General features: G+C 70.2%; 19 protein-coding genes and 1 riboswitch. Of the genes, 9 read left to right on the forward strand and 10 right to left on the reverse strand.

What is annotated here, in order from left to right; genetic code table 11:
• Nucleotides 1-44: 44 nt before the first annotated feature.
• Nucleotides 45-1514, reverse strand: coding sequence for a PAS domain-containing sensor histidine kinase (locus ACGFYY_RS01680; protein WP_365266666.1), 1470 nt, complete (start codon nt 1512-1514; stop codon nt 45-47).
• A gap of 382 nt (nt 1515-1896) precedes the next feature.
• The gene (locus ACGFYY_RS01685) at nt 1897-2493 is read right to left on the reverse strand and encodes a TetR/AcrR family transcriptional regulator (protein ID WP_393706565.1); all 597 of its coding nucleotides are present in this window, start codon (nt 2491-2493) and stop codon (nt 1897-1899) included.
• An 83-nt stretch (nt 2494-2576) separates the two neighbouring features.
• Between ACGFYY_RS01685 and ACGFYY_RS01690 the strand changes: the two genes are divergently transcribed.
• Complete coding sequence (locus ACGFYY_RS01690; RefSeq protein WP_393706566.1) at nt 2577-3338, forward strand: SDR family oxidoreductase; 762 nt, start codon at nt 2577-2579, stop codon at nt 3336-3338.
• Between the two features lie 214 nt (nt 3339-3552).
• Nucleotides 3553-4338 carry a glucosamine-6-phosphate deaminase gene (nagB, locus tag ACGFYY_RS01695; protein WP_109781301.1) on the forward strand — a complete coding sequence of 262 codons (786 nt, stop codon included), beginning with the start codon at nt 3553-3555 and terminating at the stop codon, nt 4336-4338.
• A 166-nt stretch (nt 4339-4504) separates the two neighbouring features.
• Here the strand turns inward: nagB and ACGFYY_RS01700 are convergent, their stop codons facing one another.
• The 4 genes from ACGFYY_RS01700 to ACGFYY_RS01715 form a co-directional block, all read right to left on the reverse strand.
• Complete coding sequence (locus ACGFYY_RS01700) at nt 4505-5986, reverse strand: glycoside hydrolase family 3 protein (RefSeq protein WP_393706567.1); 1482 nt, start codon at nt 5984-5986, stop codon at nt 4505-4507.
• An 8-nt stretch (nt 5987-5994) separates the two neighbouring features.
• Nucleotides 5995-6873 (reverse strand): carbohydrate ABC transporter permease, encoded by an 879-nt coding sequence (locus ACGFYY_RS01705; protein WP_266934342.1) that lies wholly within the window; start codon nt 6871-6873, stop codon nt 5995-5997.
• Entirely contained in the window at nt 6870-7889 is a 1020-nt protein-coding gene (locus tag ACGFYY_RS01710) for a carbohydrate ABC transporter permease (protein ID WP_393706568.1), read from the reverse strand. Before ACGFYY_RS01710 ends, ACGFYY_RS01705 begins: the two co-directional genes overlap by 4 nt.
• 126 nt (nt 7890-8015) lie before the next feature.
• Nucleotides 8016-9299, reverse strand: coding sequence for an extracellular solute-binding protein (locus ACGFYY_RS01715; RefSeq protein ID WP_393706569.1), 1284 nt, complete (start codon nt 9297-9299; stop codon nt 8016-8018).
• Nucleotides 9300-9588: 289 nt separating this feature from the next.
• On the opposite strand from ACGFYY_RS01715, the gene ACGFYY_RS01720 reads away from it, so the two are divergent.
• The 3 genes from ACGFYY_RS01720 to ACGFYY_RS01730 all read left to right on the forward strand — a co-directional run bounded on the left by ACGFYY_RS01720 (nt 9589) and on the right by ACGFYY_RS01730 (nt 12919).
• Complete coding sequence (locus ACGFYY_RS01720) at nt 9589-10353, forward strand: GntR family transcriptional regulator (RefSeq protein ID WP_030709888.1); 765 nt, start codon at nt 9589-9591, stop codon at nt 10351-10353.
• Nucleotides 10354-10505: 152 nt separating this feature from the next.
• Nucleotides 10506-12725, forward strand: coding sequence for a carbon starvation CstA family protein (locus ACGFYY_RS01725; protein ID WP_393706570.1), 2220 nt, complete (start codon nt 10506-10508; stop codon nt 12723-12725).
• Nucleotides 12722-12919 carry a CstA-like transporter-associated (seleno)protein gene (locus tag ACGFYY_RS01730; RefSeq protein ID WP_393706571.1) on the forward strand — a complete coding sequence of 66 codons (198 nt, stop codon included), beginning with the start codon at nt 12722-12724 and terminating at the stop codon, nt 12917-12919. Before ACGFYY_RS01725 ends, ACGFYY_RS01730 begins: the two co-directional genes overlap by 4 nt.
• Before the next feature lie 52 nt (nt 12920-12971).
• Here ACGFYY_RS01730 and ACGFYY_RS01735 read toward each other — a convergent pair whose 3' ends face one another.
• The gene (locus ACGFYY_RS01735; RefSeq protein ID WP_393706572.1) at nt 12972-13556 is read right to left on the reverse strand and encodes a Uma2 family endonuclease; all 585 of its coding nucleotides are present in this window, start codon (nt 13554-13556) and stop codon (nt 12972-12974) included.
• A 78-nt stretch (nt 13557-13634) separates the two neighbouring features.
• Between ACGFYY_RS01735 and ACGFYY_RS01740 the strand changes: the two genes are divergently transcribed.
• The 3 genes from ACGFYY_RS01740 (at nt 13635) to ACGFYY_RS01750 (ending at nt 17846) form a co-directional block, all read left to right on the forward strand.
• On the forward strand, nt 13635-14132 hold the full coding sequence (locus tag ACGFYY_RS01740) for a GNAT family N-acetyltransferase (protein WP_393706573.1): 498 nt from the start codon (nt 13635-13637) through the stop codon (nt 14130-14132).
• Between the two features lie 44 nt (nt 14133-14176).
• Nucleotides 14177-14306, forward strand: a riboswitch (cobalamin riboswitch).
• 142 nt (nt 14307-14448) lie between these two features.
• On the forward strand, nt 14449-16827 hold the full coding sequence (locus ACGFYY_RS01745; protein ID WP_365266683.1) for a ribonucleoside-diphosphate reductase subunit alpha: 2379 nt from the start codon (nt 14449-14451) through the stop codon (nt 16825-16827).
• Nucleotides 16827-17846: a ribonucleotide-diphosphate reductase subunit beta gene (locus ACGFYY_RS01750; protein WP_365266685.1), complete on the forward strand. Its 1020-nt coding sequence runs from the start codon at nt 16827-16829 to the stop codon at nt 17844-17846. Before ACGFYY_RS01745 ends, ACGFYY_RS01750 begins: the two co-directional genes overlap by 1 nt.
• 92 nt (nt 17847-17938) lie before the next feature.
• On the opposite strand, the gene ACGFYY_RS01755 is transcribed toward ACGFYY_RS01750, so the two are convergent.
• Entirely contained in the window at nt 17939-18166 is a 228-nt protein-coding gene (locus ACGFYY_RS01755) for a hypothetical protein (protein ID WP_365266686.1), read from the reverse strand.
• Between the two features lie 81 nt (nt 18167-18247).
• Here ACGFYY_RS01755 and ACGFYY_RS01760 point away from each other — a divergent pair, with 81 nt between their 5' ends.
• Nucleotides 18248-19213, forward strand: a complete 966-nt coding sequence (locus ACGFYY_RS01760; protein WP_393706574.1) for a helix-turn-helix domain-containing protein — start codon at nt 18248-18250, stop codon at nt 19211-19213.
• A 4-nt stretch (nt 19214-19217) separates the two neighbouring features.
• Here ACGFYY_RS01760 and def read toward each other — a convergent pair whose 3' ends face one another.
• Both def and ACGFYY_RS01770 read right to left on the reverse strand, forming a co-directional pair.
• Nucleotides 19218-19853, reverse strand: a complete 636-nt coding sequence (gene def / locus ACGFYY_RS01765; protein ID WP_030764526.1) for a peptide deformylase — start codon at nt 19851-19853, stop codon at nt 19218-19220.
• An 82-nt stretch (nt 19854-19935) separates the two neighbouring features.
• A complete protein-coding gene (locus tag ACGFYY_RS01770; RefSeq protein WP_030011692.1) occupies nt 19936-20925 on the reverse strand; it encodes a hypothetical protein in 990 nt (329 codons plus the stop codon).
• Between the last annotated feature and the right edge of the window lie 50 nt (nt 20926-20975).

Raw genomic sequence — 20975 nt, forward strand, 5'->3', positions numbered from 1 at the left:
ACCCGGCCATCACACCGAGTGACGCCACGGCTGCTGCTGTCGCGCTACTTCTGCGGGCTGGACGGGATGTCGAGAACGACCTTGGTGCCGCGCGGCTCGGCCCGGAGCATGTCGAACGTGCCGCCGAGCTCCCCCTCCACGAGGGTCCGTACGATCTGCAGCCCGAGGTTGCCGGCCCGCTGGGGGTCGAATCCCTCGGGCAGACCGCTGCCGTCGTCGAGCACGGTGATCAGCAGCCGGCCGTCGGTACGACCGGTTCCGGTGCGGATCGCGGCCACCTCCACGGTGCCCCCCTCCCCCTGGGTGAAGGCGTGCTCCAGGGCGTTCTGCAGGATCTCCGTGAGCACCATCGACAGCGGAGTGGCGACCTCCGCGTCCAGGATCCCGAACCTGCCGGTGCGTCGGCAGTCGACCTTGCCCGGGGAGATCTCCGAGACCATCGCGATGACGCGGTCGGCGATCTCGTCGAACTCGACCCGCTCGTCGAGGTTCTGAGACAGCGTCTCGTGCACGATCGCGATCGATCCGACGCGACGCACGGCCTCGTTCAGCGCCTCGCGGCCCTGCGGTGAATCCATCCGGCGGGACTGGAGCCGCAAGAGCGCGGCCACGGTCTGGAGGTTGTTCTTCACCCGGTGGTGGATCTCCCGGATGGTCGCGTCCTTGGTGATCAATTCACGTTCGCGACGGCGCAGTTCCGTGACGTCGCGACACAGCACCAGGGACCCGATCCGGGTGCCCTTCGGCTTGAGCGGGATGGCGCGGAGCTGGATGACCCCGCCGTTGCCGTCGACCTCGGTCTCCCGGGGGGCCCAGCCACTGGCCAGCTTGACCAGGGCCTCGTCCACCGGTCCGCGGGAGGGGGCGAGTTCGGCCGTGGTGGTGCCCAGGTGCTGGCCGACGAGGTCGGAGGCGAGGCCGAGCCGGTGGTAGGCGGAGAGCGCGTTCGGGGAGGCGTAGGTGACCACGCCGTCGGCGTCGAGGCGGATCAGACCGTCCCCGACCCGCGGGGAGGCGTCCATGTCGACCTGCTGGCCGGGGAACGGGAAGGAGCCCGCCGCGATCATCTGGGCGAGGTCGGAGGCGGACTGGAGGTAGGTCAGCTCCAGCCGGCTCGGTGTACGCACAGTGAGCAGGTTGGTATTGCGCGCGATCACTCCCAGTACGCGGCCCTCGCGGCGGACGGGGATCGACTCGACGCGGACCGGTACCTCCTCGCGCCACTCGGGGTCGCCCTCGCGCACGATCCGGCCCTCGTCGAGCGCGGCGTCCAGCAGCGGGCGGCGGCCGCGCGGCACCAGGTGACCGACCATGTCGTCCTGGTACGAGGTGGGACCGGTGTTCGGCCGCATCTGGGCGACCGAGACGTACCGCGTCCCGTCGAGGGTGGGCACCCACAGGACGAGGTCGGCGAAGGACAGGTCGGAGAGCAGCTGCCACTCCGAGACCAGCAGGTGGAGCCACTCCAGGTCGGTTTCACCGAGAGCGGTGTGCTGGCGTACGAGGTCGTTCATGGAGGGCACCTTGCGAGCGTACCCCGGGTACGTGCCATGACTTTCCCCACGGCGGTACTCAGGAGTATCCAAGCGGGGCGCGGGCCGCGTACTGTTGGAGGAAGTGACGGGTTTCCAGGCCCTGTCATTGGATGGACAGAACAGAATGGTCTAGTCCACAATTGATTTCAGAACCTCCGCCCTCCCCGCACAGGAGGACGGATCGAGGTAAGCCGCGCGCTCTGCCCTGACCGCGCTGGCACCTCCACCGGCCGTCGGGAACCGCACACCTGTCGGCCGTAAGTACTCCGGGCTACGGTGCCGGGCGGGTCGAGGGTCCCGTCCTGCACCGTGGCCCAGAGGAACTCCTCCGCGCGGCCACCGAGCGCGACGCGCCGGCCCCCTACGAGGCGGGCCAGGCCAGCAGGGCCCGCTCCGCCACCGCCGCCAGCTCTTCCCGGCTCGCGCCGTCGCGCGACTGCTGGGACATCCCCTGCAGCACGGCTCCGACGTACCGGGCCAGTGCTCGCGCGTCCGTGTCCGCGGGCAGCGCGCCGGTGGCCACATCGGCCCGGATCCGGCTCTCGAACAGCTCCAGGTTCGCGTTGCGCCTTTCCCGCAGCGCCTCCGCCACCTCGTCCGAGGTGGTGTTCACGGCAGCGCTGATCACCATGCAGCCCGGGGGGTGGGCCGGGTCGGTGTAGATCTCGGCCGCCTCGCGCAGGATCCGGCCGAGAGCCGCCCGGGCGGTGGGCTCCTCGGCGAACGCCACGCCCACGAAGTCCGCGTACCGGCTTCCGTACACCGCCACGACCTCGCCGAAGAGCTTGCGCTTGTCGCCGAAGGCCGCGTAGAGACTGGGCGCGCCGATCCCGATCGAGGCGGTCAGATCCGCGATGGAGGTCGCCTCGTAACCGCGCTCCCAGAAGGCGGTCATGGCCTTGTCCAGGGCGGCGTCACGGTCGAAGGAGCGGGGTCTGCCGCGCTGTCCGGTCACCATGCCCGCATTCTATAGCGGGCGCTAGGGAATCTGATACGGTCCTTTCTGTAGCGACCACTATTGATTGCGAAGGGGGGCGCGTCGTGGGCGTGCTCAAGGGGAAGACGGCACTGGTCACCGGTGGCAGCCGCGGCATCGGACGGGCCGTGGCCGAGCGGCTGGCGCGGGACGGGGCACTCGTCGCGGTGCACTACGGGCGCGACGAGGCGGCGGCCGAGGAGACGGTCGCGGCGATCGACGCGGCGGGGGGACGGGCCTTCGCGATCGGCGCCGAACTCGGCGTCCCGGGCGACGCACAGGCCCTCTGGGCGGCGTACGCGGCCCACCCCGACCACACCGAGGGGGTGGACATCCTGGTGAACAACGCCGGGGCGGCGGCCTTCGCGGGGATCGCCGACACCGACGAGGAGCTGTACGACCGGGCGCACGCGCTCAACGCCAAGGCGCCGTTCTTCGTGATCAGGTACGGGTTGGAGCGGCTGCGGGACGGGGGTCGGATCGTGAACGTGACCGGCACCCCGGACATCGCCCTGCCGGCCATCCTGGCCACGGTCATGGCCAAGGGCGCGGCGAACGCGCTGACGCGGTCGCTGGCCGCCGAACTGGCTCCGCGCGGGATCACCGTGAACTCGGTCGGTCCCGGCATCACCGACACCGACCTCAACGCCGGCCTGCTGGCGGACGCGGGCACCCGGGCCCACCTGGCCGCCCGCTCCGTCTTCCACCGGGTGGGCACGGCACAGGAGGTCGCCGACGTGGTGGCCTTCCTTGCGTCGCCCGACTCCCGATGGGTGACGGGCCAACACATGGACGCGACGGGCGGCCTGCAGCTGGCGCTGATCTAAGGCCGTCTTTCGGATCCGGCCGGGGACGGTCGGAGGTACGACGCCCCTGGGAGCCTCGGACACCTCGCCGCTCGTCGAAGGTTCTCCCGCCGGCACAGGAGGCCGGGCCTCCGGATCCGGAACACCATGGAAGGAGGCGAGACCCTGTCCTGGGCGGCGGCCTCTGCTAGATTGGTCTATACCACCCGACCCACTCCAGATCGGCAGGCCCCGCGTGGAAGTTGTCATCGTCCCGGACGCCAAGGCAGGCGGCGAGCTCATCGCGGAGGCCATGGCCGCCCTGGTGCGGCGCAAGCCCGACGCCCTGCTCGGCGTGGCGACCGGCTCTACCCCGCTGCCCGTCTACGAGGCCCTCGCCGCCAAGGTCAAGGCCGGGCAGGTCGACGCCTCCCGGGCCCGGATCTGCCAGCTCGACGAGTACGTCGGCCTCCCGGCCGGGCACCCCGAGTCCTACCGCGCGGTCGTGCTCCGGGAGGTCGTCGAGCCCCTGGGCCTGTCCGAGGCCTCCTTCATGGGCCCCGACGGTTCGGCCGAGGACATCGTCGGCGCGTGCGAGGCCTACGACCGCGCCCTGGCCGAGGCCGGCGGCGTCGACCTCCAGCTGCTGGGCATCGGCACGGACGGCCACATCGGCTTCAACGAGCCCTGCTCCTCCCTCGCCTCCCGCACCCGGATCAAGACGCTGACGGAGCAGACCCGCGTGGACAACGCGCGCTTCTTCGACGACGACCTGGAGCAGGTGCCGCACCACGTCATCACCCAGGGCATCGGCACCATCCTCGATGCCCGCCACCTGGTGCTCCTGGCCACCGGCGAGGGCAAGGCCGAGGCCGTCGCGCAGACCGTCGAGGGCCCGCTGTCCGCGCTGGTCCCGGCCTCCGCGCTGCAACTGCACCGGCACGCCACCGTGATCGTGGACGAGGCCGCCGCCTCGAAGTTGAAGCTGGCCGACTACTTCCGCCACACCTACGCCGAAAAGCCCTCCTGGCAGGGGCTGTAGGCCGCACGCAGGCGCGCACGCCGAAGGGCCGGACCGCCCCCTGACGGGGAGTCCGGCCCTTCGGCGTCGGCAGCCGCCCCCGGTCCGGCGGCCGACATCCGACAGCCCCCGCCCCGGAGGTGGCCGGAGCGGGGGCTGTCGCCCTGGTCAGGGGTTCGTGGCGGGGTCAGACTCCCGCGATCACCTCGGCGGCGGCGCGGCCGCAGACGCGCGAGGCGCCGTGCGTGGCGATGTACAGGGCCCCGCGCGGCCGGGCGCGCGGCAGGCCCATCTCGACCACGACCGTGTCCGGCCGGGCCTCGACCAGCGCGTCGAGGGCCTCGGTCATCCAGGGGTGCCGGTGCGCGTCACGGACCACGGCGACGACGGTACGGTCCCCCGCGGCCGCCAGCACGTCCTCGGCGCGCGAACCCTCGGGGAAGACGCCCGCCTCGGTGCCCGGGAGCAGTTCGGCGAGTTCCGCCGCCACGCCCCACGGGGTCTCGTCCCCCACCGCGATGTTCGCGACGGGCGCGAGCGTGGCGACGTAGGGGGCGGTGAGTGGCTTCGCCGAGCCGGTGACGAGTACGGCGCGGCGGGCGGCCGTCTGCCCGATGCCGGACGCGCGGCTCCCCTCCGGCCGCGCGTCCGGCCGGGCTCCGCGGGTCCATGCGGCGAGCGCGCGGACGCGGGCGGCGGCGTCGGCGAGGCGCTCCTCGGGCAGTGCCCCCTCGCGGACGGCCGTGACCAGCGCGTCGCGCAGCCGCAGGACGGTGGCTTCGTCGGCGAGTCCGCCGCCGACGCAGATGGCGTCGGCGCCGGCCGCGATGGCCAGGACCGAACCGCGCTCGATCCCGTAGGTCCCGGCGATGGCGTGCATCTCCATGCCGTCGGTGACGATGAGGCCCTCGTAGCCGAGCTCCCCCCGCAGCAGGCCGGTCAGGATCTGCGGGCTGAGGGTGGCCGGGCGGGTGGGGTCGAGGGCGGGCACCAGGATGTGCGCGCTCATCACGGCCTTGGTGCCGGCCTCGATCGCCGCCTTGAAGGGGATGAGTTCGCGGGCCTGGAGGGTGTCCAGGTCCACGTCGATGCGCGGCAGGGCGTGGTGCGAGTCGACGTTGGTGTCGCCGTGGCCGGGGAAGTGCTTGGTGCAGGCGGCCACGCCGGCGGCCTGGAGGCCCTGGACGTAGGCGGCGGTGTGCCGGGCGGCGAGGTGGGTGTCGGCGCCGAAGGACCGTACGCCGATCACCGGGTTGTCCGGGTTGGAGTTGACGTCGGCGGACGGGGCCCAGTTGAGATTGACCCCGCACTCGGCGAGTCGGCGGCCCAGCTCGCGGGCGACGCTCCGGGTGAGGTCGGTGTCGTCGACGGCGCCGAGGGCCAGGTTGCCGGGGAAGGAGGAACCGCCCCGGACCTCCAGGCGGGTGACGTCGCCGCCTTCCTCGTCGATGGCGACCAGGACGTCGTCGCGCTCGGTACGGAGCTGCGCGGTCAGCGCGGCGAGCTGCGCGGGCGAGGTGATGTTGCGGCCGAACAGGCCGACGGCGGTGAGGCCTTCGCCGACCTGGCGGAGCAGCCAGTCGGGGGCGGTGGTGCCCTCGAAGCCGGGCTGGAGGACGGCGAGGGCGTCGCGGGTGACCGTATCGGTGCGGTGCGCAAGGACAGTCATGGCGGCCGTTATCCCTTCACGGCGCCGGCGGTCATCCCGCCGACGGCCTTGCGCTGGAGGAAGATGAAGATGAGCAGGACCGGGACCGCGAAGAGCGAGGACGCGGCCATGGTGGCGCCCCAGTCGTTGCCGAAGGCCGACATGAACTCGGTCAGCCACAGCGGCAGGGTCTGCGCGCTCTTGTCCTTGTTCAGGATCAGGACCATGGCGAACTCGTTCCAGGCCGTGATGAAGCCGAAGAGCGAGGTGGACATCAGGCCGGGGGCCAGCAGCGGGAAGATCACCTTGCGGAAGGCCTGGCCGCGGGTGCAGCCGTCGATCTGGGCCGCCTCCTCCAGGGTCACCGGGACGGCGGCGATGAAGCCGCGCAGGGTCCAGATGGTGAAGGGGAGGATCATCACGAAGTAGATCGCGGTGAGCAGCGGGAGGCTGTTCAGCATCTCGCCGTCGCGGGCGATCATGTACATCGCGATGACCATGACCTCCCAGGGGGCCATCTGGGCCATCATCACGGTGAGGACGAGGCCCTTGCGGCCCTTGAACCTCATCCGGGCGATGGCGAAGCTCGCGGCGAGGGCGACGAGCAGGGCCAGCGCGACGGCGCCGACGGTGACCAGGACGCTGTTGGTGACGTAGGTCCAGAAGTTGGAGACCCCGGTGGCCTTGGTGAAGTTGTCGAGCGTCGGGGTGAAGACGAAGACCGGGTCCTTGGTGAGCATCTGGCTCGACGGCTTGAGGGCCGAGGAGAACATCCAGTACACGGGGAAGACGAAGACCAGGGCGAGGAGGAGCGCGCCGAGGTTCTTGGCCACGGCGGCGGGGCGGACCGGCCGTCGCTTGCGGAGTTGCTGCGCGGGCTTCGGCGCGGTGGTGGTGGTGCTGCTCACTGCTCCTCCTCCTGCTTCAGGATCAGGCGGAAGTAGAAGGACATGACGACCACGAGGATCAGGATCGTCAGGACGGAGATCGCGGCGGCGAGGCCGTAGTGGGCCTGGCTCTGGCCTTCGACGTAGGCGAAGACCGGGAGGATCTCGGAGGCGCGGTCGGGGCCGCCCTTGTTCATCGCGTAGACCTGGGTGAAGGCCTTGAACACCCAGATCACCTCGAGAAACGTGGTGATGAGGAAGAACGGTCGGAGGTTCGGGAAGACGATCTTCCAGAACGTCTGCCAGCCGTTGGCGCCGTCCATCCGGGCGGCCTCGTACAGCTCGGCGCCGACCGTGGTCAGTCCGGCGTACATGTTGAGGGCGACGAAGGGGATGGAGCCCCAGACCACGAGGACGGTGACGATCGTCAGGGTGGACAGGCCCGTCTGCATCCAGTTGTGCTGTTCGTATCCGGCGAAGCCGGCGCTGCGCATCACCCAGTTCATGACGCCGAACTGCTCGTCGAACAGCCACTTGAAGACCTGTACGGAGGCGACGATCGGCATGGCCCAGGCCATCACCAGCGCCATCGACAGGACCAGTCGCATCTTCTTGCCGAGCCGGTTCAGCAGGATGCCGATGAGGCTGCCGAGCACCATGATCAGCACGACGTTGGCCGCGGTGAAGGCGAAGCTGCGGGCGACCACGGTCCAGAAGTCCGCGTCACCGATCAGGTCGGTGTAGTTGGAGAACCCCGCGAAGGGGTACTTCCGCTGGATGAACTCGATCTTGTTGATGTCCTGGAAGGACAGGATCACGTTCTTGAGCAGCGGGTACAGCAGCAGTGTCGCGAGGGCGAGCACCGCCGGCGCGACCAGCAGATAGGGCAGCCACCCCGAGGGGAGCGACTTTCTGCCCCCGCGAGGAGACGTGGGGCCGGGACCGGTCGGGGACGCGGTCTTCTCGGGCCGTCCGGCGGGCTGGTGTGGTGCGTCCTGTGGAGCGGTGGTCGTCGCTCCCTGGGAGTGCACGGTCATGGCGTGGCTTCCTCGCGGTTGACTGTGGAGTCAAAGACGCGACCGGGGGCACGGCGTGCGGCATGGCGCCTGCCGTGCCCCCGGTGCGATCACACTGCTGGGTGGTGCGGGAACTACGGGGTGGGACTACTTGTTGATGCGGTTCGCGATTTCCTTGTCCGCGTCCGCGCCCGCCTTGGCGGCGTCCTCACCGTTCAGGACCTTGGTCATGAACTCCTTGATGGGGTTCGGCTCGGTCTCGACGTTCGCCCAGCCCGCGGTGACCGGGGTGATCTTGCCGTTGAGGCCGGCCTTGCCCATGGCCTCGGCGAAGGAGCCGGCCGCCGGGGTGAAGTTGGCGCCGACCTGGTTGGGCAGCAGGGCGCCCTTGGTCTCGGCGGCGTACTTGGTCATCTGGTCCTTGCCGGCGGCGAGGGCCAGCCACTCCTTGGCGAGCTCCTTGTTCTTGGAGCGCTCGGCGACGGCGAGGTTCGAGCCACCGAGGAAGACGGTGCCGGTCTTGTCCGCGGTCTTGCCCGGGATCGGGAAGTAGCCGAAGTCGGCCTCCTTGCCCGCCTCCTTCAGCGCCTTCTCCGCGCCGCCGGCCTCCCAGCCGAGACCGATCCAGGAGGCGACGCCGCCCTTGGGGACGATGTCGGTGGACTGCTGCGGGGTGGCCTCGTCCTTGTCCTTGGGGGCGGTGGAGAAGGACTGGAGCTTCTTGTAGAACTCCACGGCGGAGGCGGCCTGCGGGGTGGCCAGTCCGCCCTTCCACTTGGCGCCGTCCTTGACGGCGAGGTCGCCGCCCTCGTCCCAGATGAAGCCGGCGAGGACGTACCAGCTCTGGCCGGGCAGGTAGATCGGCTGCGAGGCCGGGTCGGCCGCCTTCAGCTTCTCCAGACCGGCGATCCACTCGTCGCGGGTCTTCGGCGGGGTGACGCCGGCCTTCTCGTAGGCCTTCTTGTCGTAGACGACGACGCGGTTGGCGGCGTACCACGGGGCGGAGTAGAGCTTGCCGTCGATCTCGGCCGAGGCGAGCATGCTCTTCTGCCAGGCGTCGGCGCCGAGCGTGGCCTTGTCCTTGGTCAGGTCGGCGAGACCGCCGGTGACCGCGTAGCCGGCGGTCTGCGTGTTGCCGAGCTCCAGGACGTCCGGCGGGTTGTTCTCGGAGAGGGCCGTGGTGACCTTCTCCTGGATGCCGGTCCACTTCTGCTCTTCGACCTTGACCGTGACACCGGGGTGCTTGGCCGAGAACTCCTTGTTGACCTCGTCGATCCAGGCCTTGGGAGCGGAGCCGTCCATCACCCAGACGGTGATCTCCTTGGCGCCACCCGCGTCGGTCTTGGCCTTGTCGTCGCTGCCGTTGCCGCACGCCGCGACTCCGACCATCATGCCCGCGACACTGACCGCCGCGATGAGCTTGCGCTTCACGCCACCCTCCTCAGGGATGCCTGCCTGCACTTCCCTCGCCCGCCGCGGTGACATACGCGAAGTACTGCCGTGGGGCCGGGATCTGATCCATATTGGTTTAGACCAGTAGCTGGAGCTTGGCCTAGACCTTTAGGGGTGTCAAGGGTCTAATGAGCGGGTGCTCGGTCCGTTATCGGACCGACACCTGGGGAGAGAGAAGGCCTGTCCCCCCACTCGTGTCACGATGTGACCGCACATATCGGAGGAGCCGGTGACGGCAGCGAAACTGGAGTCGGGAAGGCGGGCGGCGATGGCCACCGAAGGGGCGACCACGGAGCCGGACGGCGGGGCAGCCACCCGCACGGCGCGTGTTCCCAAGTACTACCGACTCAAGCGGCACTTGCTCGACATGACCGAAACGCTGCCGCCCGGCACGCCGGTGCCGCCGGAGCGCACGCTCGCGGCCGAATTCGACACCTCGCGGACCACCGTCCGGCAGGCCCTCCAGGAACTGGTCGTCGAGGGGCGACTGGAGCGAATCCAGGGCAAAGGCACCTTCGTCGCCAAGCCCAAGGTCTCCCAGGCACTGCAACTGACCTCGTACACGGAGGACATGCGGGCCCAGGGACTGGAACCGACCTCCCAGCTCCTCGACATCGGCTACGTGACGGCCGACGACACCCTCGCCGGACTGCTCAAGATCACCACCGGCGGACGGGTGCTGCGCATCGAGCGGCTGCGCCTGGCCAGCGGTGAGCCGATGGCCATCGAGACCACGCACCTGTCGGCCAAGCGCTTCCCCGCGCTGCGCCGTTCGCTCGCCAAGTACACCTCCCTCTACACCGCCCTCGCCGAGGTCTACGACGTGCACCTGGCCGAGGCCGAGGAGACCATCGAGACCTCGCTGGCCACCCCGCGCGAGGCCGGCCTGCTCGGCACCGACGTCGGCCTGCCGATGCTGATGCTCTCCCGGCACTCCCTGGACGCCGACGGCGAACCGGTGGAGTGGGTGCGGTCGGTGTACCGCGGCGACCGGTACAAGTTCGTCGCCAGGCTCAAGCGCCCCGCCGTCTGACCTGGACCGTCCGACCCCGCCCGACCCGGTCCGCCGGACCCCGTATCCGTAATTCCTTCACATACCGGAATGCGGACGGGGTCTTACGTTCAGCGGGCAATCCCCCGTAGATTCCCTGCGCTTACGCAGATGATCGACGAGGGGACGAGGTCATGCCTGAACCGGAAGCAACAGGGACAGAACGGGACGCGGCGAGTCCGGGCAGTACGTCGGGCTCGCCTTCTCCCCGGTCCATCGCCGCGTGGGTGCTCGTCGGACTCGTCGGCGCCATCGGCTGGGGCGTGCTGGCGCTCTCGCGCGGCGAGGAGATCTCCGCCGCCTGGCTGCTCGCCGCGGCGCTGGGCTCGTACGCGATCGCCTACCGCTTCTACGCGCGCTTCATCGCGGACCGCGTACTGAAGGTGGACGCCACCCGGGCCACCCCCGCCGAACGCCTTGACAACGGTGTCGACTTCCACCCCACCGACCGTCGGGTGCTCTTCGGCCACCACTTCGCGGCCGTCGCCGGCGCCGGCCCGCTCGTCGGGCCCGTACTCGCCGCGCAGATGGGCTATCTGCCGGGCACCATCTGGATCGTCGCCGGCGTCATCTTCGCCGGGGCCGTCCAGGACATGGTCACGCTGTTCTTCTCCACCCGCCGCGACGGGCGTTCGCTCGGCCAGATGGCCCGGGACGAGATCGGGCCCGTCGGCGGGGCCGCCGCCCTGATCGCCGTGTTCGCCATCATGATCATCCTGCTGGCGGTGCTGGCCCTCGTCATCGTCAACGCCCTGGCGCACTCGCCCTGGGGCGTCTTCTCCATCGGCATGACCATCCCGATCGCCGTCTTCATGGGCTTCTACCTGCGCGTCCTGCGGCCAGGCCGGGTCACCGAGGTCTCCGTCATCGGCGTCGCGCTGCTGCTGCTCGCCATCGTCGCGGGCGGCTGGGTCGCCGAGTCCTCCTTCGCGGACACCTTCACCCTGGAGAAGGAGACGCTGGTCATCTGGATGGTGGTGTACGGCTTCCTGGCATCGGTGCTGCCGGTGTGGATGCTGCTCGCACCCCGCGACTACCTCTCCACCTTCATGAAGGTCGGCACCATCGCGCTCCTCGCCATCGGTGTGGTCGTCGCGATGCCCACCCTGAAGATGCCCTCGGTCACCGAATTCGCGGCCCGCGGGGACGGACCGGTCTTCGCCGGGTCGATGTTCCCCTTCGTCTTCATCACCATCGCCTGTGGCGCGCTCTCCGGCTTCCACGCCCTGGTCTCCTCGGGAACCACCCCGAAGATGATCCAGAAGGAGACCCAGGTCCGCATGATCGGCTACGGCGCCATGCTGACCGAGTCCTTCGTCGCCGTCATGGCGATCATCGCGGCCTGCATCATCGAGCCCGGCCTCTTCTTCGCCGTCAACTCCCCCGGCGGGGTCATCGGCACCACGGTCGAATCCGCCTCCCAGGCGGTGGGCAACTTCGGTTTCGCCATCCCCCCGGAGGCGCTCGCCCAAGCCGCCAAGGACGTCGAGGAAGCCACGTTGCTCTCCCGCACCGGCGGTGCTCCGACCTTCGCACTCGGAATGTCGGAGATCTTCTCCGCCGTGGCCGGCGGCGCCGGCATGAAGGCGTTCTGGTATCACTTCGCCATCATGTTCGAGGCGCTCTTCATCCTGACGACGCTCGACGCGGGCACCCGCGTGGGCCGGTTCATGCTCCAGGACACCCTCGGCAACGTGCACAAGTCCTTCAAGGACGTCAGCTGGAAGCCCGGCGTATGGTTCGCGAGCGCGATCGTCGTCGCCGGCTGGGGCTACTTCCTGTGGGTCGGCATCAAGGACCCGCTCGGCGGCATCAACCAGCTCTTCCCGCTCTTCGGCATCGCCAACCAGTTGCTCGCGGCGGTCGCGCTGGCCGTCTGCACCACGCTGCTGATCAAGTCCGGTCGACTCAAGTGGGCCTGGGTGACGGGCGTTCCGCTGGTCTGGGACGCCACGGTGACCCTCACCGCGAGCTACCAGAAGATCTTCTCCGAGGACGTGAAGGTCGGCTTCTTCGCCCAGCGCGACAAGTACCAGGCCGGAATCGACGCCGACAAGGTCCTGCCGCCCGCCAAGAACATGGGCGACATGCACACCGTGGTCACCAACGCCACGGTCGACGGCGTCCTGTGCGCCCTCTTCGCCCTCCTGATCATCGTGGTCCTGGCGGACGCGGCCCGGACCTGCCTCAAGGCCGTCCGCGACCCGGGGTCGGCGACCCTCTCCGAGACCCCGTGGACCGAGTCGAAGATCGTCGCCCCGGCCGGGCTGATCGCGACCGCCGAGGAGCGTGCGGAGCTCGCGGCGGCGGGGCCGGACGCGACCGGCGGACACGTCAAGGAGCCGGTGGCGTGAGCACCGTACGGAGCGTGCTGGCCAGGGCTCGGTTCTACGTACGGGAGTTCTCCGGGGAGGCCGCGTACGACCGGTACGTGGCCCACGCCCGCTCCCACGACCCGCACGCGGAGGTCCTCACCCGCCGCGCCTTCGAACGCGCCCGTACGGACGCCCGCGAGGCGGATCCCCGCGAGGGCTTCCGCTGCTGCTGAACCTCGCGAAGGGGCCCCACCGCACGACGCGGTGGGGCCCCTTCGGCGTTCCTCAGCGCACCCAGTCCTTGAGGGGCTCGGTCGGGAGGGTGATGCCGACGGGATCGGGGAGGCGGACCTCCTTGCCGAAGGGAACGGTGCGGACGGTCTCGTAACGGTGGCCGTCCGGGTCGCTGTGGACGAGGACCTGGCATTCGAGCCGGTCGACGAGCAGATAGACAGGGATACCCGTCGACGCGTACGCGCGTGGCTTCTCGATCCGGTCGCGCCGCTCGGTGTCGGAGTCCCACGAGGTCACCTCGACAGCCATCAGGACGGGCCCGGGATTCGCCCAGTCGCCCTGGCCGACGAAGGCGTCCTCATGCGCCAGGACGCCGTCCGGGATGGCACGGCCCTCCCGGTACTGCTCCACCTTGATCCCCTGCCCGGCATGCAGCCATAGGTCCGGGTGATGCTGCATGCAGATCCGGCTCAGCCACACAATGATCCGCCCGTGATCCCCGTCCGGCACTGCCTTGCTCCTGATGACCCCGTCGATGAATTCCAACCGCAGCCCTTCGACCTCTCTGGCGCCTATACGCGCGAGGGTCTCGAACTCCTCGGTCAGCATGTGGGGGCGGTCGGCCATCACGGTCATGCCTCGCTCACCTTCCTCGACGGTGCTGTCCTCGACGATAGCGCCGCACCCCGACACCCGTCCTGCACACTCGACCGCATGGACATGGTGATCAGAACGGCGCTGCCCGCCGAGTACGCGGAGCTGGGTGAGATCACGGCGGGGGCCTACCTCGCCGACGGGCATCTGGACTTCAACGAGGACGACGGCTACCTGAACGTGCTGCGCGACGTGGCCGGCCGGGCCGTCCAGGGCGAGGTGCTCGTCGCCGTACGGGACGAACGGCTGCTGGGCGGTGTGACCTTCGCCGCCCCGGGCAGTGCGCTCGCCGACATCGCGGCCCCGGACGAGGCCGAGTTCCGGATGCTCGCGGTGGCCCGCGCGGCGCGCGGCCAGGGCGCGGGCGAGGCTCTGGTGCGTGCCTGCGTCGAGCGGGCGAGGGCTCTGGAGGGCGTGACCGGCCTGGTCCTCTCCACCCAGGGCGGCATGGCCGAGGCCCATCGGATCTACGCGCGACTGGGTTTCGTACGCACTCCGGAGCGGGACTGGGCGCCGATCGAAGGCCTGACACTCCTCACTTACCGGCTCAAGCTGTAGCCGCGCCGACACTACATGTGGGGGTTACCGCAGAGGGCCGCCCCCACATGTATGCTCATGCCTGCTGTCGCCGCAGGGGAATCCGGTGCGAATCCGGAACTGTCCCGCAACGGTATGAAGTGTCCGGCTACCGGACGCCAAGTCCGATGACCTGCCGACAGCGCGCCCGGCTCGACCGAACCGGGTGCCGATTCGTCCGGGCCTCGCGGTTGGGCCGGTGGACGCCATGCGGGGTAAGCGTTCTCGTCGCGCCCGCATGCGCCCGCTCGCGCCCCGCCCCGCCGATGACCGGGCCGAGCGAGGGAGAGCTCCCGCCGTGACCATCGCGCCTTCCGCACCGCGCGCCGAGTCCACTTCTGGCGACAACACCGAGGGCCCGGGGGCCACGCTGCTGCGTACCCTCACCGAACTGACGGCGGACCTCCCCGACACCGACCCCGGCCGGGTCGCGGCCTCCGCGCTGCGCGGCCGTAGCGCCGCCGCCGACGACGCCGAACTGCGCGGGCTGGCCACCGAGGCCGCCGCCGGCCTGATCTCCGAGGACCCGGCCTACTCCCGGCTGGCCGCCCGCCTGCTGACGCTGGCCGTCCGCGACGAGGCCGCGAGCCAGGGCTCCACCTCCTTCTCGGCCTCCGTCGAGGTCGGCCACCGCGAGGGCCTCATCGCCGACCGCACCGCCGAGTTCGTCCGTACGCACGCGAGCCGGCTCGACTCGCTCGTCGAACTGACCCTCGCCGAGGGCGCCGACGACCGCTTCGGCTTCTTCGGCCTGCGCACCCTGCACAGCCGCTACCTGCTGCGCCACCCGATCACCCGTCAGGTCATCGAGACCCCGCAGTACTTCATGCTGCGCGTGGCCTGCGGTCTGGCCGCCGACGAGAGCGTCCAGGCCGTCGAGGAAGTGGCCTCGCTGTACCGGCTGATGAGCCGTCTGGACTACCTGCCGTCCTCCCCGACGCTCTTCAACTCCGGCACCCGGCACCCGCAGATGTCCTCCTGCTACCTGCTGGACTCCCCGCTGGACGAGCTCGACTCGATCTACGACCGCTACCACCAGGTGGCCCGGCTCTCCAAGCACGCCGGTGGCATCGGCCTCTCGTACTCCCGTATCCGTGCCCGCGGTTCCCTGATCCGCGGCACCAACGGCCACTCCAACGGCATCGTGCCGTTCCTGAAGACCCTCGACGCCTCCGTCGCCGCCGTGAACCAGGGTGGCCGCCGCAAGGGCGCCGCCGCCGTCTACCTGGAGACCTGGCACGCGGACATCGAGGAGTTCCTGGAGCTCCGCGACAACACCGGTGAGGACCAGCGCCGTACGCACAACCTGAACCTGGCCCACTGGGTGCCGGACGAGTTCATGCGCCGTGTGAACGCCGACGCCGACTGGTCGCTGTTCTCCCCGGCCGACGTGCCCGAGCTGGTCGACCTGTGGGGCGACGACTTCGACGCCGCCTACCGCAAGGCCGAGGCGGACGGCCTGGCCCGCAAGACCATGCCCGCCCGCGACCTGTACGGCCGGATGATGCGTACCCTCGCGCAGACCGGCCAGGGCTGGATGACCTTCAAGGACGCCTCCAACCGCACGGCGAACCAGACCGCCGAGCCGGGCACGGTCGTGCACTCCTCGAACCTCTGCACCGAGATCATCGAGGTCACGAACGACGGCGAGACGGCCGTCTGCAACCTCGGCTCGGTCAACCTGGGCGCCTTCGTCGTGGACGGCGAGATCGACTGGGAGCGGATCGACGAGACCGTCCGCACCGCCGTGACCTTCCTCGACCGCGTGGTGGACATCAACTTCTACCCGACCGAGCAGGCCGGCCGCTCCAACGCCCGCTGGCGTCCGGTGGGTCTGGGCGCGATGGGCCTCCAGGACGTCTTCTTCAAGCTGAAGCTCCCCTTCGACTCCCCCGAGGCGAAGGCCCTGTCCACCAAGCTCTCCGAGCGCATCATGCTGGCCGCCTACGAGGCCTCGTGCGACCTCGCCGAGCGCAGCGGCCCGCTGCCGGCCTGGGAGCAGACCCGTACCGCCCGTGGTGTCCTGCACCCGGACCACTACGACGTCGAGCTGAACTGGCCCGAGCGCTGGGACGCCCTGCGCGCCCGCGTCGCCGAGACCGGCATGCGCAACTCGCTGCTGCTGGCCATCGCGCCGACGGCGACGATCGCCTCGATCGCCGGTGTGTACGAGTGCATCGAGCCGCAGGTCTCCAACCTGTTCAAGCGCGAGACGCTCAGCGGTGAGTTCCTCCAGGTGAACGGCTACCTGGTGGAGGAGCTGAAGCAGCTCGGCGTGTGGGACGCCCAGACCCGCGAGGCGCTGCGCGACTCCTCCGGCTCGGTCCAGGGATTCGGCTGGATCCCGGCCGAGGTCCGCGAGCTGTACCGCACGGCGTGGGAGATCCCGCAGCGCGGTCTGATCGACATGGCGGCGGCCCGTACGCCGTTCCTGGACCAGTCGCAGTCGCTGAACCTGTTCCTGGAGACGCCCACCATCGGCAAGCTCAGCTCGATGTACGCGTACGCCTGGAAGCAGGGCCTGAAGACCACCTACTACCTGCGCTCGCGCCCGGCGACGAAGATCGCCCGCGCCGCGCAGGCGGCCACGCCCGTCGAGCTGCCGCAGGCGGTCGCCGACGCCGAGGCGCTGGCCTGCTCCCTTGAGAACCCCGAGTCCTGCGAGGCCTGCCAGTGATGAGCTCCGACGACAAGAAGAAGAACCTGCTCGACCCGGGCTTCGAACTCACGCTCCGCCCGATGCGTTACCCGGACTTCTACGAGCGCTACCGGGACGCGATCAAGAACACCTGGACCGTGGAGGAGGTCGACCTCCACTCGGACGTCGCGGACCTCGCGAAGCTGACGCCCGGTGAGCAGCACATGATCGGCCGGCTGGTCGCGTTCTTCGCGACGGGCGACTCGATCGTCTCGAACAACCTGGTGCTGACCCTCTACAAGCACATCAACTCCCCGGAGGCGCGCCTGTACCTGTCGCGCCAGCTGTTCGAGGAGGCCGTGCACGTCCAGTTCTATCTGACGCTGCTCGACACCTATCTGCCCGACCCGGACGACCGCGCGGCCGCGTTCGACGCGGTCGAGGAGATCCCCTCCATCCGCGAGAAGGCGCAGTTCTGCTTCAAGTGGATCAACGAGGTCGAGAAGCTGGAGCGGCTGGAGACGCAGGCCGACCGCCGCCGCTTCCTGCTGAACCTGATCTGCTTCGCGGCGTGCATCGAGGGCCTGTTCTTCTACGGCGCCTTCGCCTACGTGTACTGGTTCCGCTCGCGCGGTCTGCTGCACGGTCTGGCCACCGGCACCAACTGGGTGTTCCGCGACGAGACCATGCACATGAACTTCGCGTTCGAGGTCGTGGACACCGTCCGCAAGGAAGAGCCCGAGCTCTTCGACGACGCGCTCCAGCAGCAGGTCACCGACATGCTCAAGGAGGCCGTGGACGCGGAGCTGCAGTTCGGCCGCGACCTGTGCGGTGACGGCCTGCCGGGCATGAACACCGAGTCGATGCGCGAGTACCTGGAGTGCGTCGCGGACCAGCGTCTGGTCCGCCTCGGGTTCCCGCCGGTGTACGGCTCGCAGAACCCGTTCTCCTTCATGGAGCTGCAGGGTGTGCAGGAGCTGACGAACTTCTTCGAGCGTCGTCCGTCGGCCTACCAGGTCGCTGTCGAGGGCACGGTCGACCTGGACGAGGACTTCTAGGAGTTCCAGGTCCGGTGATGCCGGGCGAGTGAGGTACCGGGGAGCCGGGATGCGGAGGTTTCCGTGTCCCGGCTTCTCGCGTTCCCCGGTGTTCAGTGGGCGATGGGGCCCCAGTACCGCCGGGCGGCGGGCCGGAAGCCGCGGCGGCGCGGGGTGGGCGGGAGGCCGCCCGCACGCTGGCGGGGCAGCCACACCAGCCGGGTCGCGACGGCCCGGATCTGCCGGTCGATCCGCCGGTCGCGGAGGATCCCGTAGAGGCTGGGCCCGAGCACGAGGGCGACGAAGGCGAGGACGACGAGGTAACTCACGAAGGTGGTCATAGCTCTACTGTCCGCCTGATCGCCCATGATCGACAGTGGCAGTACTGTCATGGAAGACCGAATTACTGCCACACTGGGGTCATGCTGACCAACGTGGCCGTGGCCCTCGTCGACAAAGTCGCCCCCTTCGAGCTGGGGATCTTCTGCGAGGTGTTCGGAATCGATCGCAGTGACATGGGCGTACCGGTGTACGACTTCGCCGTGTGCGCGGCGGAGGACGGGCCGCTGACCGTGGGCGGGGGCGCCTTCGGGATCACCCCGGCGCACGGGCTGGAGCGGCTGGAGGAGGCCGATCTGATCTGCCTGCCCGCCGCCGGCGACGCGGGCGTACGCATCTACCCCGAGCCCTTGCTCGCGGCCCTGCGCCGGGGTGTGGAACGGGGTGCGCGTGTCCTCAGCGTGTGCAGCGGGGCCTACATCCTCGGCGCCGCCGGACTGCTGGACGGCCGCCGGTGCACCACGCACTGGATGCACGCCGCGGCCCTGACCCGGCGCTTCCCGCGGGCGGTCGTCGACCCGGACGTGCTCTACGTGGACGAGGGCCCGGTGATCACCGCCGCCGGCACGGCCTCGGGCATCGACGCCTGCCTGCACGTGGTCCGCCAGGAGCACGGGGCCGAGGTGGCCAACATCATCGCGCGCCGGATGGTCGTACCCCCGCACCGGGACGGCGGCCAGGCCCAGTTCATCCAGCGGCCGCTGCCGCGCACGGCCTGCGACACGGTGGGCGAGGTGATCGAGTGGATGGCCCGCCACCTGGACGAGGAGATCACCGTCGAGCAGCTCGCGGAGCGGGCGCACATGTCCCCGCGGACCTTCGCCCGCCGCTTCCTCCAGGAGACCGGCACCACCCCGTACAAGTGGGTGCTGCGCCAGCGGGTGCTGCTGGCGCAGGAACTGCTGGAGTCGACCGGTGAGACGGTGGACGCGATCGCCGGCCGCTGCGGCTTCGGCAACGCGGCCGCCCTGCGCCACCACTTCCTGCGGACCCTGGGCACCACGCCGAACTCGTTCCGGCGCGCCTTCCGGGGCCCACAGGCCGCCTAGACCATCAGGCGTTCGGGACGGTCTCGTAGCGCGGGGTGCCCTCGTCCATCTGACGCAGGGCGTCCTTGCGGTCCCGCTTCGAGAGGCGGTCGATGTACAGGTAGCCGTACAGGTGGTCGGTCTCGTGCTGCAGGCAGCGGGCGAAGTAACCGGTGCCGCGCACCTTGATCGGGTTGCCCTGCGCGTCCTGGCCGGTGACCTCGGCGTAGTCCGGGCGGGCCAGCGACGCGTACGCGGTCGGGACCGACAGGCAGCCTTCGTTGGAGTCGTCGAGCACGCGCCCGGCGGCCGGCAGCTCCACCAGCTTCGGGTTGACGACGACACCGGTGTGGCGCTTGCCGTCGTCGTCCGGGCAGTCGTAGACGAAGACCTTGGCGTCCACGCCGATCTGGTTCGCGGCCAGGCCCACGCCCTCGGCGGCCTTCTGGCTGGCGAACATGTCGTCGATCAGCTGCGCCAGCTCGTCGCCGAACTCGGTGACGTCCTTGCACTCCCGGTGCAGGACCGGGTTGCCGACCACGGTGATCGGACGGGCCGTGCCGCGCTGACGGTGGGCGAGCTCGCGCGCCTCACAGTCCTCGGTGTCCACGACGTACCCGTCGTTCACGCTCTCGACAACCTCGTTCTCCTGCTGCGCCATGTCCGCCGTACGCCTTCCGTAAGTCCCGGTCACCGATGGTCGTGGTGGCCACCGATGTGCCCGTACAGCCTACGGCCCCGGGTCAGCAGACTTCTTCGAGATCCCGCCACTCGCGGGTGCCCGGACTGTCCGCGACCCAGCCGTCGAGCAGTCCGCGCACCAGACCGGCCGGCGCGGCGATCCCGCACTCGCGCTCGGGGACCCACAGGGAGCCCGAGCCGGCCGTACGGTGCCCGAGCGGTCCGGGGTGTCCGGGCTCGCTGTGGTCGTGCGGATCGAGGTGCTGCTCGCCGTCGCCCTCGTCGCTCGGCATCTCGCTCTCCGAGCAGGTCCGGCACAGCAGCCGCACCGACGAGGACCAGTCCTCGGCGGCGAATCCGGCGTCCGAGGCCAGCTGCTCCAGCGCGTCGCGGTCCGCCTCGGTGGCCGCCTCCAGCAGCACCACCCAGGTCGGCACCGGGGACGGCGCCCACAGCTCGATCTCGTCGAACACGGGGTACGAGGGGCCGGCCGCGGTCACCCGCTCTCCGTGCGGGACCCCGTCGTGGAGCACGACCTCGCCCCAGCGCCGCCCCGAGGACGGCAGCGGGATCGACAGGACCTCCAGCCGGGCCGGGTCCAGCCGACGGCCCCAGACCACCTCGGCCTCGCCCTCGGGCGACAGCCGCACGGCGGCGCTGCCCAGCTCCATCCCGACCGGCTCGCCCGCCCCGGCGGCGTCCCCGGGCACCTTCAGCCCGTACGCCTGCCAGGCCCGCCGGGCCAGCGGCCAGTCCTGCAACGCGGTGGCGGCGATCCCGACGTTCCACCAGTCCGGGGCGCCGGTCTCACGGTCCAGCAGGGCCACGGCGCGCAACCCGGCGGCCCGCGCCTGCTCCCAGTCGTGCCGGAACTTGTGCAGCAGGGCCAGGTTGAACCAGGACTCGGACAGCCAGGGCTCCAGGTCCGCCGCTCTCGTCAGGAGCGCGCCCGCGTCCTCGTACCGCCCGTCGCCGATCAGCGTGAACGCGCGGTCGGTGGCCTGCCGCCACGAGGCGGAGGGCCGATGCCGTACCTTCCCGAAGATCCTCACGATTCCCGCCTGCCTGGGGGCACCTCCCAGCGGTCGCTGGGGAACAACGG

Source organism: Streptomyces sp. NPDC048331 (genome assembly GCF_043201215.1).
Lineage (GTDB): Bacteria > Actinomycetota > Actinomycetes > Streptomycetales > Streptomycetaceae > Streptomyces.

Excerpts from the sequence above, each read along its gene's own strand:
- ACGFYY_RS01680 (WP_365266666.1), bottom strand. The coding sequence starts at position 1,514 with ATGAACGACCTCGTACGCCAGCACACCGCTCTCGGTGAAACCGACCTG.
- ACGFYY_RS01685 (WP_393706565.1), bottom strand. The coding sequence starts at position 2,493 with ATGGTGACCGGACAGCGCGGCAGACCCCGCTCCTTCGACCGTGACGCC.
- ACGFYY_RS01700 (WP_393706567.1), bottom strand. The coding sequence starts at position 5,986 with ATGACTGTCCTTGCGCACCGCACCGATACGGTCACCCGCGACGCCCTC.
- ACGFYY_RS01710 (WP_393706568.1), bottom strand. The coding sequence starts at position 7,889 with ATGACCGTGCACTCCCAGGGAGCGACGACCACCGCTCCACAGGACGCA.
- ACGFYY_RS01720 (WP_030709888.1), top strand. The coding sequence starts at position 9,589 with ATGGCCACCGAAGGGGCGACCACGGAGCCGGACGGCGGGGCAGCCACC.
- ACGFYY_RS01725 (WP_393706570.1), top strand. The coding sequence starts at position 10,506 with ATGCCTGAACCGGAAGCAACAGGGACAGAACGGGACGCGGCGAGTCCG.
- ACGFYY_RS01735 (WP_393706572.1), bottom strand. The coding sequence starts at position 13,556 with ATGACCGTGATGGCCGACCGCCCCCACATGCTGACCGAGGAGTTCGAG.
- ACGFYY_RS01740 (WP_393706573.1), top strand. The coding sequence starts at position 13,635 with ATGGACATGGTGATCAGAACGGCGCTGCCCGCCGAGTACGCGGAGCTG.
- ACGFYY_RS01750 (WP_365266685.1), top strand. The coding sequence starts at position 16,827 with ATGAGCTCCGACGACAAGAAGAAGAACCTGCTCGACCCGGGCTTCGAA.
- ACGFYY_RS01755 (WP_365266686.1), bottom strand. The coding sequence starts at position 18,166 with ATGACCACCTTCGTGAGTTACCTCGTCGTCCTCGCCTTCGTCGCCCTC.
- ACGFYY_RS01760 (WP_393706574.1), top strand. The coding sequence starts at position 18,248 with ATGCTGACCAACGTGGCCGTGGCCCTCGTCGACAAAGTCGCCCCCTTC.
- def (WP_030764526.1), bottom strand. The coding sequence starts at position 19,853 with ATGGCGCAGCAGGAGAACGAGGTTGTCGAGAGCGTGAACGACGGGTAC.